General features: G+C 71.5%; 14 protein-coding genes and 1 riboswitch. Of the genes, 5 read left to right on the plus strand and 9 right to left on the minus strand.

Annotated elements, in window-relative coordinates:
• Nucleotides 1-127 precede the first annotated feature (127 nt).
• Together ACIBP6_RS18435 and ACIBP6_RS18440 are read right to left on the minus strand one after the other, a co-directional pair.
• Nucleotides 128-946, minus strand: a complete 819-nt coding sequence (locus ACIBP6_RS18435; RefSeq protein WP_397053561.1) for a hypothetical protein — start codon at nucleotides 944-946, stop codon at nucleotides 128-130.
• Between the two features lie 85 nt (nucleotides 947-1031).
• Nucleotides 1032-1547 (minus strand): C40 family peptidase, encoded by a 516-nt coding sequence (locus ACIBP6_RS18440; RefSeq protein WP_397053563.1) that lies wholly within the window; start codon nucleotides 1545-1547, stop codon nucleotides 1032-1034.
• Between the two features lie 79 nt (nucleotides 1548-1626).
• Nucleotides 1627-1791: riboswitch (cyclic di-AMP (ydaO/yuaA leader) on the minus strand.
• A gap of 544 nt (nucleotides 1792-2335) precedes the next feature.
• Here ACIBP6_RS18440 and ACIBP6_RS18445 point away from each other — a divergent pair.
• Nucleotides 2336-3109, plus strand: coding sequence for an NAD(P)-binding domain-containing protein (locus ACIBP6_RS18445; RefSeq protein WP_397053565.1), 774 nt, complete (start codon nucleotides 2336-2338; stop codon nucleotides 3107-3109).
• Between the two features lie 188 nt (nucleotides 3110-3297).
• On the opposite strand, the gene ACIBP6_RS18450 is transcribed toward ACIBP6_RS18445, so the two are convergent.
• Nucleotides 3298-4224 carry a C40 family peptidase gene (locus tag ACIBP6_RS18450; RefSeq protein ID WP_397053567.1) on the minus strand — a complete coding sequence of 309 codons (927 nt, stop codon included), beginning with the start codon at nucleotides 4222-4224 and terminating at the stop codon, nucleotides 3298-3300.
• A 131-nt stretch (nucleotides 4225-4355) separates the two neighbouring features.
• Complete coding sequence (locus ACIBP6_RS18455) at nucleotides 4356-5678, minus strand: NYN domain-containing protein (RefSeq protein ID WP_132612820.1); 1323 nt, start codon at nucleotides 5676-5678, stop codon at nucleotides 4356-4358.
• A gap of 154 nt (nucleotides 5679-5832) precedes the next feature.
• Between ACIBP6_RS18455 and ACIBP6_RS18460 the strand changes: the two genes are divergently transcribed.
• Complete coding sequence (locus ACIBP6_RS18460) at nucleotides 5833-6894, plus strand: phosphotransferase family protein (protein ID WP_397053569.1); 1062 nt, start codon at nucleotides 5833-5835, stop codon at nucleotides 6892-6894.
• A gap of 4 nt (nucleotides 6895-6898) precedes the next feature.
• Here ACIBP6_RS18460 and ACIBP6_RS18465 read toward each other — a convergent pair whose 3' ends face one another.
• Together ACIBP6_RS18465 and ACIBP6_RS18470 are read right to left on the minus strand one after the other, a co-directional pair.
• Nucleotides 6899-7564 (minus strand): response regulator, encoded by a 666-nt coding sequence (locus tag ACIBP6_RS18465; RefSeq protein WP_397053571.1) that lies wholly within the window; start codon nucleotides 7562-7564, stop codon nucleotides 6899-6901.
• Nucleotides 7561-8784 carry a sensor histidine kinase gene (locus ACIBP6_RS18470; RefSeq protein WP_397053573.1) on the minus strand — a complete coding sequence of 408 codons (1224 nt, stop codon included), beginning with the start codon at nucleotides 8782-8784 and terminating at the stop codon, nucleotides 7561-7563. Before ACIBP6_RS18470 ends, ACIBP6_RS18465 begins: the two co-directional genes overlap by 4 nt.
• Nucleotides 8785-8894: 110 nt before the next feature.
• On the opposite strand from ACIBP6_RS18470, the gene ACIBP6_RS18475 reads away from it, so the two are divergent.
• From ACIBP6_RS18475 to ACIBP6_RS18485, 3 genes are read left to right on the plus strand one after another with little or no spacing between them, the layout of a single operon-like run.
• On the plus strand, nucleotides 8895-9122 hold the full coding sequence (locus ACIBP6_RS18475; protein WP_397053575.1) for a hypothetical protein: 228 nt from the start codon (nucleotides 8895-8897) through the stop codon (nucleotides 9120-9122).
• Nucleotides 9119-9610, plus strand: a complete 492-nt coding sequence (locus tag ACIBP6_RS18480; RefSeq protein WP_397053577.1) for a PH domain-containing protein — start codon at nucleotides 9119-9121, stop codon at nucleotides 9608-9610. The genes ACIBP6_RS18475 and ACIBP6_RS18480 overlap by 4 nt, the downstream gene beginning before the upstream one ends.
• Nucleotides 9607-11268 carry a PH domain-containing protein gene (locus ACIBP6_RS18485; protein WP_397053579.1) on the plus strand — a complete coding sequence of 554 codons (1662 nt, stop codon included), beginning with the start codon at nucleotides 9607-9609 and terminating at the stop codon, nucleotides 11266-11268. The genes ACIBP6_RS18480 and ACIBP6_RS18485 overlap by 4 nt, the downstream gene beginning before the upstream one ends.
• Before the next feature lie 443 nt (nucleotides 11269-11711).
• Here ACIBP6_RS18485 and ACIBP6_RS18490 read toward each other — a convergent pair whose 3' ends face one another.
• The 3 genes from ACIBP6_RS18490 to ACIBP6_RS18500 all read right to left on the minus strand — a co-directional run bounded on the left by ACIBP6_RS18490 (nucleotide 11712) and on the right by ACIBP6_RS18500 (nucleotide 14272).
• Nucleotides 11712-12341: a cysteine hydrolase gene (locus tag ACIBP6_RS18490; protein WP_397053581.1), complete on the minus strand. Its 630-nt coding sequence runs from the start codon at nucleotides 12339-12341 to the stop codon at nucleotides 11712-11714.
• Nucleotides 12342-12648: 307 nt separating this feature from the next.
• The gene (locus ACIBP6_RS18495) at nucleotides 12649-13347 is read right to left on the minus strand and encodes an SDR family oxidoreductase (protein ID WP_397053583.1); all 699 of its coding nucleotides are present in this window, start codon (nucleotides 13345-13347) and stop codon (nucleotides 12649-12651) included.
• Nucleotides 13348-13501: 154 nt separating this feature from the next.
• Entirely contained in the window at nucleotides 13502-14272 is a 771-nt protein-coding gene (locus tag ACIBP6_RS18500; RefSeq protein ID WP_397053585.1) for an NADPH-dependent F420 reductase, read from the minus strand.
• Nucleotides 14273-14310: the final 38 nt, after the last annotated feature.

Here is a 14310-nt window from a genome sequence, read left to right on the forward strand (position 1 = left end):
GCCCCCTGGGCAGGTCCATCCCGATCCGGTCTACTTTGATCAGATGCATCCTGGTTCGAAGCCCCCGCCGGTTCAGCGGCGTCCACGGTGCGGTCACCGTCCTGTCGTTCGCTCATCTGCCTCCCCTTCATACGAGCAGGTCCCGTACGTACGCGCGCCACCGTTCCGTCAGTGTGGCGACGGACAGACCCACCGCGGCGAGCGCCGGACCGACGCCGGCCGCGCGGGCCTCACGGTAGAGCCTCACCAGGGTGGCCTCACCGAACCTGTCGGCGAGGAAGCGACACGCCAGCCAGGCCTCCTGGTACGCCCGCGCGAGACGGCCGGGGTCACGCCCGTCGGCGGCGAATGCCGCAGGCTCGGGCAAAGCGTTCGGGAGGCGTCCGGCGCGGACCTCGGCCGCCAGTTCGGCGGCGGCCGTCGCCACGGGGAGCCCGGCGTCGCGGTAGCCCACGTAGTCGGCGAATCCTTCCCTGAGCCAGGGCGGCACGCCGTCCGTTCCGGCGACGACGTGGGTGAGCTCGTGGGCGAGGACGACGTCCTTGCCGATGGGGTTGAGGGTGGCGAACGCCTCGGGCACGACGATCACGCGCCGGCCGTCGGCGACCGCCGCGAGCCCGTCGAGGCGGGCCGCTCCGGCCAGCGCGGCGGCCTCGCGGGCGGAGGCCGGCACGGCGACCAGGGGGCGTACGGGCCCGCCGAGCACGGCCGAGACGCGCTGCGCCGCCGTGTCGGCCCTGCGGGCCACCTCGGCCAGCACGGCTGGGTCTGTGCGGTGGCCGGCGACGGTGGAGCGGATGCCGCGGCTCACGACCGCGGTGTCCGGCCACAGGCCGCGCAGCTCGGGGGGAAGGATCGGGGTGTCGGCGGCCGGGGCGCCGCCGGAGGCGAAGACGAGGAGCAGGAGGCCCGTCATCGCGGCCCGCCGGCTCACCTGCTCGGACATGATGCCCGATGGTAACCCCCGTGGACGTGCAAGAGCCCCGCCCGGCTCCGGGGAGGGGGACTCCCAGAATCCGGGCGGGGCTTCCTCACAGGCCGGGACGGACCGCGCCGACGAACGACGACTTGCGCCATCCGCCCAGCTTGTCGATGCGCACCCGTTCGCCTGTCCGAGGCGAGTGGATCATCTTGCCCTTGCCGACGTACATGCCCACGTGGCCGAGCCCGCTGAAGAACATCAGGTCACCGGGCTTCAGATCGCGCCACGAGACCTTCGTCCTGACGCGGGCGAACTGGGTGTTCGTCACGCGCGGGAGCTTCACTCCGGCCTTCTTCCAGGCGTACTGGACGAGACCGGAGCAGTCGAACGAACCAGGCCCTGTGCCGCCGTACCGATACGGGTCACCGATCTGGCTCTTCGCCACTGCCACGGCCCTGTGGGCCTTCGCCTGCTGCCGGGCCATCCTGACCGCCTTGCGGGCGGCCGTGGCCGACTTCGCGGTACGGGCGGTCGTCGCCGCCCGGGCCGAGGAGTCAGCCGATTCACTCGTCGCCGTCGCCGCCTGGGCCGCCGGGGCATGGAGGACCAGACCTCCGGCCGCCACGGACACCGTGAGCGCAGCGCCACTCAGGACGAGACGGGACAGGCGGGGGTTCTGCAGGGTTGTAGACAGGATTTCTCCTTGGGTCTTCCACGAACGCCTACCGGGTTAGCTGACGGATTCGGGCCTGGAAGATCGCCCTACGGCGTGATGGCACGCCGATTCACCCCTGATCCCTAGGGGACGTGGGATCGCTGGTTCCCCGGCTCCGTGCCTCCTGGCTGCACGGATTCGGCAGGCCGCCGCCCGATCTTCGAGATGGGGATACCGGGGGCGACCGGCGGAGGGTTCTTCTCTCACATCGGGAGGGACCGATGCGGATTCGCGGCGACATGGCTTGTCCACCGCGACGACGCCAGAAGCTACTTCGCAGGTCAAAAATCGGCAAAGGGTCAGTCAGCTTGTAAAGATCAATCAATGGGGTCAGTAAGGTGCGAAACCCCTGCTGGAGCCCCAGGCTCTGTTACCTAAATGTGACCCTTCTCACACTTCCGAACGAGACCTTTTGTCAGGTACCAATTGTCACTCAAGTCACATCTGTCACAAGGCTTGCCCTCGGCGATCCGGGACCGCTCCAACCGGGCCGATCACTCGCAGCGATCGGTTTCCGCGACCCGGATTCCCATCGGCCTCACTGCCCCGCCTCCACGTGACCGTGATCACACATAAGACCGAAGGAACGGTCCGAAGCCGCCCTTTTGGGCGCTGTTCAGCGGGTCACCTGCCGAGCGGCTCGGTCGCGGCCTGGACCACAATGGCTCAGGACACCACGCAGCATGGAGGCAGCCGCAGTGAAGCGCATCGGCGTCATCGGGGTGGGCGAGATCGGCCGGGCCATCGTGACGGGCCTGTGCGACGGGGGTGACAAGCCACCAGAGGTCTTCCTCTCCCCCCGGGGAGCCCGCACGGCCGCGGAGCTGTCGGCGCGCCACGAGGGCGTACAGGTGTGCGCCGACAACCAGGAGGTGGTGGACCGCTCGGAGGTGGTGATCATCGCCGTGCGCCGCCAGGACCGGCACGAAGCACTCGCCGGCTTGCGGGTGGACGGCGACAAGGTGGTGGTCAACGTGATGGCCGGCGTCGGCAACGACGACCTGCGCCGGACACTGGCCACCGACGCCCCGCTGGTACGGGCCATCCCCTTGCCCGCCGTACGCGAACGGCGCTCCGTCACGGTGACGTGCCCGTCGCACCCGGTGGTGAGCTCTGTCTTCGAACACCTGGGCGGGGTGCTCCCCGTCGAGGACGAGGCGGCCTTCAACGTCTTCTCCGCGCTGACGGGGACGCTGACCACCCACTACTCGTACCTCGCCGCGCTCACGTCGTGGGCCGTCGGGCACGGCATCGCCTCCGGCGACGCGGACGCCTACGTCCGCGGTCTCTTCCAGGGCGTCGGGCGCTCCCTGAGCGACGAGAGCCGTTCCCTGCACCGGCTCGCGGCCGACCACGAGACCCCGGGCGGAAGCAACGAACGCATCCGGACCACCTGGTTCACCCCGGCCAACTCCGCAGCCCTCGGGAAGGCCCTCGACGACCTCCTCGCCGATCTCGACGGCCACGGGTAGCGGAAGGGGCGGGGCAAGGAGGCGTGCGTCACGGCGGTGCGCCGGTGAGGCGGAGGTGCGTCTCCCTGGAGGGTCCTCAGGGTGGCGACGGCGGGCGGGGCCCACTTGGCGCAGCCGTGTAGGAAAGAAGACGGCACCGGTGAGAGAGGCGAGGTCGCCTCGCGGCCGAGGCCGCGAGGCGAGCGGGGTTACGGGCGGACGGCGCCGTAGAGGGAGCGGCCGTAGTCGGAGAGATTGACGACCTTGACGACGTCGCCCGTCTGCGGCGCGTGGACGATCTTCCCGTTGCCCGCATAGATGCTGACGTGCCCGAGCCCCTCGCTGAAGATCAGGTCCCCGGGCTGGAGGGCGTCCAGGGAGACTCGGCGGCTGGCGCCCCACGACCACTGCTGCCACGTCGTACGCGGCAGCGAGACCCCCGCCGCCGCCCACGCCTTCTGGGTCAGCCCTGAGCAGTCGTAGCCGCCCGGCCCCGTCCCGCCGTAGACGTACGGCTTGCCCACCTGCGCGTACGCGAACCGCAGCACCGCGGCCGCGCTCCCCGACGCCGGGCCGGTGTACTTGATCCCGGTGCTGTTGGGGTTGCCGGGGTTGTAGGCCCCGAGCCGATCCAGGAGCTTCTTCTGCTCCTTGATCAGGCTGAGGATCTCCTTGCGCTCCTTCTCGACCGCGTCCCGCTCCTTGTCGGCCTCCTGGAGCGCGTCCTCCGCCTTGTCGCGCTCGATCTTCAGCCCGCGGTTCTCGCGGTCGAACGCCGCCAGCTTCTGCGCCCGCTCCTGGGCCAGCTGCCCGGCCACCGCGAGGCCGTTCAGCACCGCGTCGGGGTTGTCGGCCCCGACCAGGCCCGGCCAGGACGTGACGTCGTTACCGAGTTTGTAGCTGTCGACGGCCATGCCGACCACCTGGGCGCGCAGGTCGGCGACCGTCTCCAGCTTGCGCTTGTAGCTGTCGTTCAGCTTGGAGTAGCCGGTCTTGGCCTTCTTGTAGCGCTCGTTGGCGGTGTTGAACCGGTCGACCACCTTGTCGGCCCGCTCGTTGAGCTTGTCGAGTTTGGCCTTGGCCTGACTGAGGGTGGGTCTGGGATCGGCGACGGCCACTCCCATCGGGGTCACCACCAGCCCGAACGCTAGACCCGCGGCAACCGGCACCCGGCCAAACCTCACTGTTTCGCCTCCCAGGGATTACATCTGGGGCGAATAGTACAGAAGTGGCACGTGAGGCTCAGCCGAACGTACCAATTCGCAATCTAGGCGCGGCCGAGCCTGCGCAGCAGCAAACCCGACGGAACGGGTCTGGCTCCCATGCGCCGGACCGACTCGGCCACCTCCCGGTCGGACGACACCACGGCGATGGCCCTGCCCGGCGGCTCGGCGCGGACGAGCTGACGGATGAGATCGTCGGCGGTCTCCCCCGGCTCGCTGAACAACACGCGCACCCCTCGGGGCTTCACCACCTGCACGGGGGCGTTCAGCTCGGCGCCGTCGAAGACGGCCGTGACCTCGACCCCGGTCTGCGCCACCAGCCCGCCGAGCGAGGTCATCAGCCGGTTGCGCTGGTCGGCGAGGGTGAGCGTGCCGTAGCCGGACTTGGTGACGTTGTAGCCGTCGATGATCAGGTGCACCTGGGGCAGCGCCAGAAGCTGGTCGAGCAGCTGCGGATCGTCGTCGGCCAGCGCCCGGGCCGGGACCCCGCGCACGCCGGGACGCTCGCCGGTGACCGCCACGACGGAGTCGGCCGGCCGGCTGATCGTCGTGGGCAGGGCCAGCTCGCGGCGGAGCCCGGCCGAGGCGTCCTGCAGGGCGTCGAGCAGCACGCGGATGCGGGCGTCCTCGATGGACCTGCCCTCACGCGCGGCCCGGCGCGAGGCCTCCAGCTGCCGCTCCACGTCCGCCAGCCGCTCGCGCAGGCGGCGCAGCTCTGACTCGCCGGCACTGCCCGCGGCCGAGGCGGCCGACCTGGCCTCCTCCGCCGCCTGCTCCATCTCCTCGGCCCGGCGCACGGCGGCCTTCGCTCGCTCGCGGGCCTCGTGCAGCTTGCGGCGCAGCTCGGAGTTCTCCGCGCGGGCCACCTTGAGCTGCTCGCGCAGCCGGTCGGACTCCTCCTTCGCGGCGCTCTTCTGGGCGGCGAGCTGCTCGCGCAGCCGCGTGACGGCCTCCTCGCGCTCGGAGCCCTCGGCGGCCACGGCCGACCGCTCCAGGTCGGCGCGGGCCATCTCGATCATCTCGGCCCAGCCCGGCGGCCGGGTGAGGTAGGCGGCCGCGGCCACGAGCACCGGGTCGGCGGCGGGCGGGACGTTGCCCTCCGCCAGGGACGCGACCAGCTCGGGCCAGCCGGACTCCACCGACTCGGCGACCAGCTCGCGGAACTTCTTGTCGTTCTCCAGTTGCGCCGCTATCGGGGCGCTGCCCAGCTTGGCGCGCTTGCGGGGGTCGAACTTGGCGATGCCGCGCAAGGGCGGCGGGATGAGGGCCGCCGGCATCGAGCTGAGGACCTGGGACGCCAGGTCGACGACGTTGAGCCGGACCGGCTCGGGAAGCGGGCGAGCCAGGCCTTCACCCGCTGAACTCATCCCACTTGTCCCTTCGTGACATGCCCTTTCAGACAAGGGTACGGCTGTTGCGTACCTGACCGTAACGGTCACTCCGGTCTGGACAAGCGCTTGATCGCTTTCCTTCGCCGATGTACGACTGTCGAAGGACGGATGTCCAGCCGGGAGACATGAAGTGACGGAACAGATGCGTACCTCCACCCGCGACCTGGATGAACTGCGCGGGCGCACCGCAGCGTGGCTCCGTGCCCAGGTGGGCGGCGATGCCGTGGTGTCCGAGATGTCCAGGCCGTCGGGAAACGGGTTGTCCAGCGAGACCCTCTTCTTCACCGCCGCCTGGGGCGGGCGGGAAACCCGCTGCGTGGCCCGGCTCGCGCCGGCGCTGGAGGCCGTCCCCATGTTCCCCTCGTACGACCTGCGGGCGCAGTTCGAGATCATGCGGCTGGCCCGGGAAAAAGCTGGGATCCCAGCACCACGGGCCCTCTGGTTCGAGCCCGACCCCGCGCCGCTCGGCACGCCGTTCCTGGTCATGGAGTGCGTGGACGGCGAGGTGCCGCCGGACGTGGCGCCGTACACGATGGGGGGCTGGCTGCACGACGCCTCCCCTGAGGACCGGCGGCGGCTGCAGGACGCGAGCGTGGAGATCGTGGCGGCGCTGCACCAGACGGCGTTCGCGCGGCCGGAGCTGGCCCCGTTCGGGCCCGCCGGTCTGCGCGCGCACGTCGAGGCGCAGCGCGCCTACTACGCCTGGGCGCACGGCGACCTGCGCGTTCCGGTGCTGGAGCGGGCCTTCGACTGGCTGGCGGCGCACTGGCCGGACGACCCCGGGCCCGACGTGCTCACCTGGGGCGACGCCCGGATCGGCAACATCGTGTTCCGCGACTTCTCCCCGGTCGCGGTGCTCGACTGGGAGATGGCCGCCGTGGGGCCGCGCGAGCTGGACCTGTCCTGGATGATCTTCATGCACCGGTTCTTCCAGGACTTCGCCGTCAGCATGGGACTTCCTGGCATGCCCGACTTCATGCAGCGCGACGCCGTTTGCGCGAAATATCGCGAATTAACGGGCTACGAGCCGCGAGACATGGATTTTTACGAGATGTACGCCGCCCTCCGGCACGGCGTCATCATGGCCCGCCTGTGGCGGCGCAGGATCCACTTCGGCGAACAGCCCATGCCGGCCGACCCCGACGACCTCGTGCTGCACCGGGCCGCTCTGGAGGAGCTGCTCGCCCGCTGACGGGCTATGAGGCGGCGTCGTAGACGAGCAGCGCCACCTGCACCCGGTTGTTCAGATCGAGCTTGGTGAGGATCCCGGAGACGTGCGCCTTGACCGTGGGCACGCTCATGAACAGCTCCTGCCCGATCTCGGCGTTCGACCTGCCCCGGCCCACGGCCATCGCGACCTCCCGCTCGCGCTCGCTGAGCCGCGCGAGGAGCCTGCGCGCGCGCTGGGCGCGATCGTCGGCCCCGCCGTCGGACACGTGCGCGATGAGCTGCCGCGTCACCGCCGGCGACAGGATCGGCTCGCCACCCGCCACCCTCCTGATGGCCCGCACCAGGTCGCCCGGCGCGATGTCCTTCAGCAGGAAGCCCGCCGCACCGGCGCGCAGCGCCCGCAGCACCTGCGCGTCGGCGTGGAACGTGGTCAGCACCACCACCTCGGGCGGCGCGGACGTGCGGCGCAGGGTCTCGGTGGCGGTGAGCCCGTCGATGCCGGGCATGCGGATGTCCATCAGCACCACGTCGGGCCGGTGCGCGGCCACCAGGGGCGGCACCTCGGCACCGTCGCCGGCCTCGGCCACGATCTCGATGTCGGCCACGGCCCCGAGGATCATCGACAGCCCGGCGCGCACCATCGCGTCGTCGTCCACGATCAGCAGCCTGATCGGGCCCTCCGGGGTCGTCATGCGTCGCCCTCCCCGCTCGTCTGCGCCGGCCACGGCAGCCGGGCGCGTACCACGAAGTCTCCGTCGGGGGCGGGGCCGTGCTCCAGCCGCCCGCCCGCCAGCTCGGCGCGTTCGGTCAGCCCGATGAGCCCGGCGCCGGCCCCCGGCAGGCGCGCGCCGTGGCGGACCCCGAGAGGGTTGCGCACCTCGGCCGACAGCCCTTCGCCGGGCCCGCCCGTGACGGAGACGGTCACCGGCGCGCCGTCGGCGTGCTTGCGCGCGTTGGTGAGCGCCTCCTGCACGATGCGGTAGACGTTGCGGCCCAGGCTCTCCGGGGCGCCGCCGGCCCGCAGGTCCAGGCGTACGTCCATGCCGGCCTGCCGGCACTCCTCGACGAGCGCGGGCAGGTCGGCGAGCGTCGGCTGCGGCCGGTCGGGCACCGGGTCGCCCTCGGCGGGGTCCGCGTGGCGCAGCACGCCGATGACCTCGCGCAGGTCCTGCAGCGCCAGGTGGGCGTTGGTCCTGATGGCCCCGGCCGCCCTCGCGATGTCGTCCGGCGGCGCGTCGGGCCGGAACTCCAGGGCGCCGGCGTGCAGGCTCAGCATCGAGATGCGGTGCGCCAGCACGTCGTGCATCTCCCTGGCGATGCGCTCGCGTTCGAGCCGCTTGGCCTCCTCGGCGGCGCTGTCGGCGCGCTGCCGCAGCGACCAGACGAGCTGCCGCCTGGCCCGGACCACGATGCCCCACGCGAACGCCAGCAGCACGAAGGTCACGCCGAGCGCGAGCGCCCACATGCGCTCGTCGTCGGTGCCGGCCCGCAGCATGACGTACGGGGCCAGCGTGAAGAGATTGAGCAGCGTCACCGGCCCCGAGATCTTGAACGGCCGGTGCACGGCCACCGTGAACAGCGCCACCACCGAGGCCCCGCCCACCAACTCCAGGTACGACGACAACAGCCCGGTCACCAGCGAGAGCGCGACCGGCCAGCGCCGCCGCAGCCACACCGCCACGCACGCCAGCGCGCCCGTCACCTGCTCCACCGCGAGCAGCGGCTCAGGCTGAGGCTTCATCTCCACCAGCGACAGGAACGTGATGCCGCAGGCCACGAGGAACATGGCGACGTCGACGATCCAGTCGCGCGTGGAGCGCCGCACAGGACGGCCCTCCAGCCCGTCGCCGAGCAGCACGGACGGCAGCGCCCACCGGTATTCCTGGCCACCGCCCGCCCGCAGCTCCGTCACATCCACCGAGGTTAGGCCCTGCCGAGGGTGCCGCGACAGCGACCAAAGTCGGTCCCGGCCGATACCAGGGACCGACGCGGGCGGCCCGCCGGGGCGGCGAGGCTCGGGACATGCAAGCGGTTCTGACGGCGTTCGGCTGGCTGCTGCTCCTGCAAGGAGCAGGAGGGCTGGCGAACACGCTGTTCGGATGGTGGCGGTGGGCGGACGACCTGCTCGTGGTCAACCACCTGCCGTTCCTGAAGGGATACGAGGTGTTCGGCGCCATCGTGATCGGCGTGCTGGGGTTCGTCCTGCTCGCCATGGTGGAGTCGGCGAAGAAGGCGAAGGAGGGGGCTTGAGCGCGACCACGCTGCGTCCGCCGCGCAACCAGGCCGACCCGCGGGCGATCCCGTGGTGGACGGTGCAGTGGCTGATCCTCATGGTGCCGGTGGCCGGGGCCGCGGTGGCGGCGTACTGGATCTTCACGGACCGGCCGCTCTGGCTGGGGGTGGTCGTCGCGGTGTCGGCGGCGGGCTGCCTGGCGCTGGCGCTGGTGGCGCCGCGGGCCGCGTACCGGGTGGAACGATGGGAGGTCACCGATCAGGCGGTCTACACGCGCAAGGGGTGGGTGACGCACACCTGGCGGGTGGCGCCGATGTCGCGCATCCAGCGGGTCGACACCGCGCGGGGGCCGGTGCAGCGGCTGTTCGGGCTGGCGGACGTCACGGTGACCACGGCCTCGTCCGCGGGGGCGGTGAAGATCGAGGCTCTGGACCACGAGCTGGCCGCCGAACTGGCCGAACGCCTCACCGCGATCACCCAGGCCACCCCGGGGGACGCCACATGAGCACGTCCGCGGGGGAACGCGTGGCGGACGGGGAGCACGGATGGCGGCGGCTGTCCCGGCGGAGCCTGTGGGCGTCCGCGGTCAAGTCGCTGGCGATCGTGGCGGGCGCGACGGCCGGTCTCGTCCGTTTCCTCACGGAACAGGACTGGACGTTCGCCGGCATCGCGGCCGCCTGCGCCGGGGCGGCGGTGCTGATCGTGCTGGCCGTGGTGGCGTACGACGCGGCGCGGCTGCGCGCGTCCCGCTGGCGGCTCACCCCCGAGCGGCTGGAGCTGCTCTCGGGCGTCACCACCCGGCGTCACCGCTCGATCCCGCGCGAGCGGGTACGCAGCGTGGACCTGCGCGCCGACCCGGTGAACCGGATGTTCGGGCTGACCGTCGTCAAGGTGGGCACCGGTGAGCACGCGGGCGACGACACCGAGCTGGCGCTCGACCCGCTGGCCAGGCACGAGGCCGAGGCGCTGCGCCGGACGCTGCTGCGCCAGGAGGAGGACGCGCCGGAGCGCGGGCCGCTGGCGGAGCTGCGCTGGTCGTGGCTGCGGTACGCGCCGCTGTCGGTGTGGACCTTCACGGGGGCGGCGGTGGTGCTCGGGGCGCTGTACAAGGTGTTCACGTCGTTCGGCGCCAAGAGCCTGGCCACCCGCGCGGCGACCGCGCTGTGGGAGTGGATCGCCGCGCAGCCGCTGCTGGCCGTGCCGCTGCTGCTCGTGGTCAACACGGCGGTGGGCGTGCTGGGCGCGGCGCTGCTGTTCGCGGAGTCGTGGGGCCGCTACCGCCTCGACCGGGAGCCGGGACGGCTCCGGCTGCGCCGTGGCCTGCTCACCACGCGTTCGCTGACGCTGGAGGAGCGCCGCCTGCGCGGGGTGGAGGTCGGCGAGCCGCTGCTGCTGCGGCTGGGCGGCGCGGCCCGCGTCAGGGCGATCGCGACGGGCCTGGGCGAGGCCGCCGAGGGCGAGACCGAGGACGTCGCCGCCCTCGCCCCACCCCTCCCCCGCCCTCTGGCCGCCCGACTGGCCACCGCCATCGCCGGCGAGCCCCTACCAGGCCTGACACCCGGGTCACCACCGCCCGCTCCCGCCGTCCCGCATGGCCGGACGCAACCACCTCCGGCCACCCGGATGGCGTCGGATCCGGCTTCCCGTCACGGGCGGGGAGAACCGCGTCCGTCCGTCCGGCATGCGCCGGAGGCGGTCATGGTGCCGCATCCGCCGGCGGCGCGGCGCAGGCGGATGAGCCGCGCGGTGGTGGGCACGGCGCTGACGGCCGTGGCGGCCGGGGTCGCCTGGTGGGCCCTCCCGTGGCAGGACGTGCGGACGTGGGTGTGGCTGGTCCCGGCCGCGGTGCTGGTGGCGGGGCTGTGGGCGGCCGTGACGAGCGCGGCGAGCCTCGGTCACGCGCTGGGCGTCCGTCACCTCGTGACCCGCCGCGGCGCCGTGGTCCGCCGTACGGTGGCGCTCGAGCGCCGGGGCATCTCCGGATGGACGTTCACGGAGTCGTACTTCCAGCGCCGTTCCGGCCTGCTGACCGTCAGCGCGACGACGGCGGCCGGGCGCGGCCACTACGAGGTGGTGGACGTGGGCCGCGGCGACGGCCTCGACCTGGCCGCGCGGGCGGTCCCCGGGCTGCTCGACCCGTTCGTGCTCCGCCCGGAGCGCTGAGCCGCTCCTGGTCCGCCCGGAGCGGCTCAGCCAGGCGAAACAGCCCTGACAGCACTGAGCCGCGTGATCCCCCTTCGCTTGCCCATGCCCCTGTACTGGACAAACCCGATCGCGCGGCTCAGATACTTACGGACATAACCGTATTTGCCGCACTTGCAGAGCGGTTGCAGCTCCATTGACCAGTGACGCCACTCACCGTCCCGGCAGCCGATCCACGCCCTGGACCGGCCGGTTCGAGCCCACGTCGACATCTCAGAGAACCGGCCGGGCAAGTTCACTCGTGGCTACGTCCGCGCTCTCACAGGCGACAGCGAGTTCCTGATGAAGGCCTTCTCCCCCACGGCCTCATCGCCGTGCTCGGATGCGTAACCCCGGACGAGGAGCTCCGTCAACGCGACGCAGAGGCATGGAAGGCGGCCTTCGCAGCCGACGGACTCGCCATCTCACGCGTGGGCCCCCGCGAACGCGGCGGTCAGCTTGTCCGTGGTGGTGATGGCGTGGGCGAAGGTGGGGCCGTTCAGCTCGTGCGCGGCGTGCATCATCTCGGGGAGGAACGCCGCGGTGGCGTCACGCACCAGCGTGACGTGGTAGCCGAGCTCCATGGCGAATCGGCCGGTGGACTCGATGCAGGTGTTGGCGAGCAGGCCGATGAGCACGACATGGGAGATGCCGTGCTGCTTGAGCTGGAAGTCCAGGTCGGTGTTGGCGAACCCGCTCTGTGCCCAGTGCTCCCGGGCCACGATGTCGCCGGGCTGGGGCTGGAAGTCGGGGTGGAACTCCCCACCCCACGTCCCGCGGGCGAAACTGTGCCGGTCCATGACGGCGCGCTGGGTGGGGTTGGGGTGATCCCATGTCTCGTAGTCGCCAGGCTCCCAGCGACGGTGCGGAACGATCGTCACACGCATGCTCGCCTCTCGGGCGGACGCGATCACGGAGCGCAGGTGGTCCAGCAGTCCGACCTGCTCCGCCACGGGCTGCACGCGCGGCCAGATCTTGCCGCCCTCTGACAGGAAGTCGTTGTAGGGGTCGACCAGAAGCACGGCCGTGTGGCGGGGGTCATACGCCTGTGACATGGCTTCTGCTCCTTGCCGCAAGTGATGGAAAATACCCAAACAAGAATTGTTCTCATCATTCAAAGAGTCAAGAAGCGCCAGGTCAAATGCTCTTTCGTGCGCATGTGGATGATGCTTGTCATCCACATGCACGATAATTCCACTGCGCCGCCCCCAGAAAAAAAAGCAGGGCCGACATGGGGCCACTCGCAGGCGGACAAAGCGGCGACCCGCAAGATCCATGCAGGGGGCGCCGTCCCGCCATCGCGGATCCAGCAGCTCGAACAGGTCCAGGAGAAGCAGGCCCCCGCGTACCCGGAGTCGATCGTCAGAGGCCGGGCGGCACGCCGACCGGCTCCGACAGCGCGGCCTTGACGGCGCGGCTCTGCTCGTCGGCCAGGACCTCGGACCGGTCACGGATCAGAGCGTCCATGGTCAGCTCGGCCACGGTGCCGGGGCTGATCTTCGGCGCATCGGTCCAGGCGCTGAGATCCGTGTCCACGAAACCCGCATGCACCCCGACCACCAGCGTTCCCTGCCCGCGCAGCGCCTTGCGCAGGGCGTCCGTCAGCGACCACTGCGCGGCCTTCGAAGCCGCATACCCGGGGAACTCCGGCTGACCGGCCCAGGACGCCACCGACAGCATGTTGACCAGGGCTCCCCCGCCGTTACGGGCCAGGACGGGAGCGAAGGCCCGAGACACCGCCCAGGTGCCGAAATAGTTGACCTCCATCGCCTGGCGAGCACCGTCGAAAGGACCCTGCATCAGCTTGGTGCTCGCACCGCCGACCCCCGCGTTGTTGATCACGATGGAGACGTCGCCTGCGGTGGCCGCGGCCGCCGCGACGCTCTCCTCGTCGGTGACGTCCAGACGTACAGGAACGACGTCGGCATCCGGCACGCTCGCCGGGTCACGGACGCCGACGTAGACCTTCGCCGCGCCGTGATTGACGAGTGCGCGGGCGAACGCGCGGCCGATACCGCGATTTCCGCCCGTCACCAGGGCGACTGATCCCTTGATCTCCATGGTTCTTCCTCATCGTGCGCGCGTCATGCCCAGGATGTCGGCCGGAACGGCATGCCATGCGGGCCGGCTCAGGCACGCCCGAGCCGTTGGCTCGGCTCGACGCCGGGAGTCCACCCTATCCCCTGAGTTTAGATTCACAACTCAGGCCGGGATGTCAGCGCTCCACCGCCCGGGGACGTGCCCGCCGCGCGCGCAGCACCTCGCGCCCGCGCGGCGACTCCGGGAAACGTTCCAGCATGGCGCGCAGCTCGGCCGCGCCGACGTTCGCGCCGAAGGGCTCCGTCCCCGGCTCCAGGCGGACGCCCTCGGCGAGCGGGCCCGCGATCACCGGGTCGAAGCCGAGCGCGTCCACGATCGAGGCGACGACCTCGACGTCGGCCGGATCATCGCCGGCGACGGCGATCGCGCTGCGGCCGGCGGCGCCGGCGGGACGGGCGCCGTCTTCGAGGTCGTGGTAGCCCAGGTGATTGAAGGCCTTGACGACCCGGGCTCCGGAAAGGAACGCCTGGACGATCTCGCTGGAGGACGTACGCGGGTCGGTGAGGTCGTCGCGCACCCCGTCGATCTCCCACCAGTAGTTCATCGCGTCGACCACCAGCTTGCCCCGCAGCGCCCCGGCCGGGACGTCGCGATGCTTACCGAGTGGCAGGGCGAGCACCACGACGTCCGCCTCGGACGCGGCCCGCGCCGCGGTCACCGCCGTCGCGCCGGGCGTGACGACCTCGACGATCAACGAGATCCGCGCGGCCTCGCCGGAGCCCGCGATCAGGACGCGGTAGCCGGCCGCGACCGCGAGGCGGGCCAGGACGGTGCCGACCTTGCCGGCGCCGAGGATGCCGATGGTGCGAACGTCGCCGGGTTTCATGGTCGCTCCACGTCGCTGCCGGGTGGCGTCATCGTCCTGCCCGGAGGGGAAGTCGCTCATCTGGGTTTCCTCCTCGAGGTGTGATGAGGGATCGGGCG

The sequence above is a fragment of the Nonomuraea terrae genome (assembly GCF_044465245.1).
GTDB classification, from domain to species: Bacteria; Actinomycetota; Actinomycetes; order Streptosporangiales; family Streptosporangiaceae; genus Nonomuraea; species Nonomuraea terrae.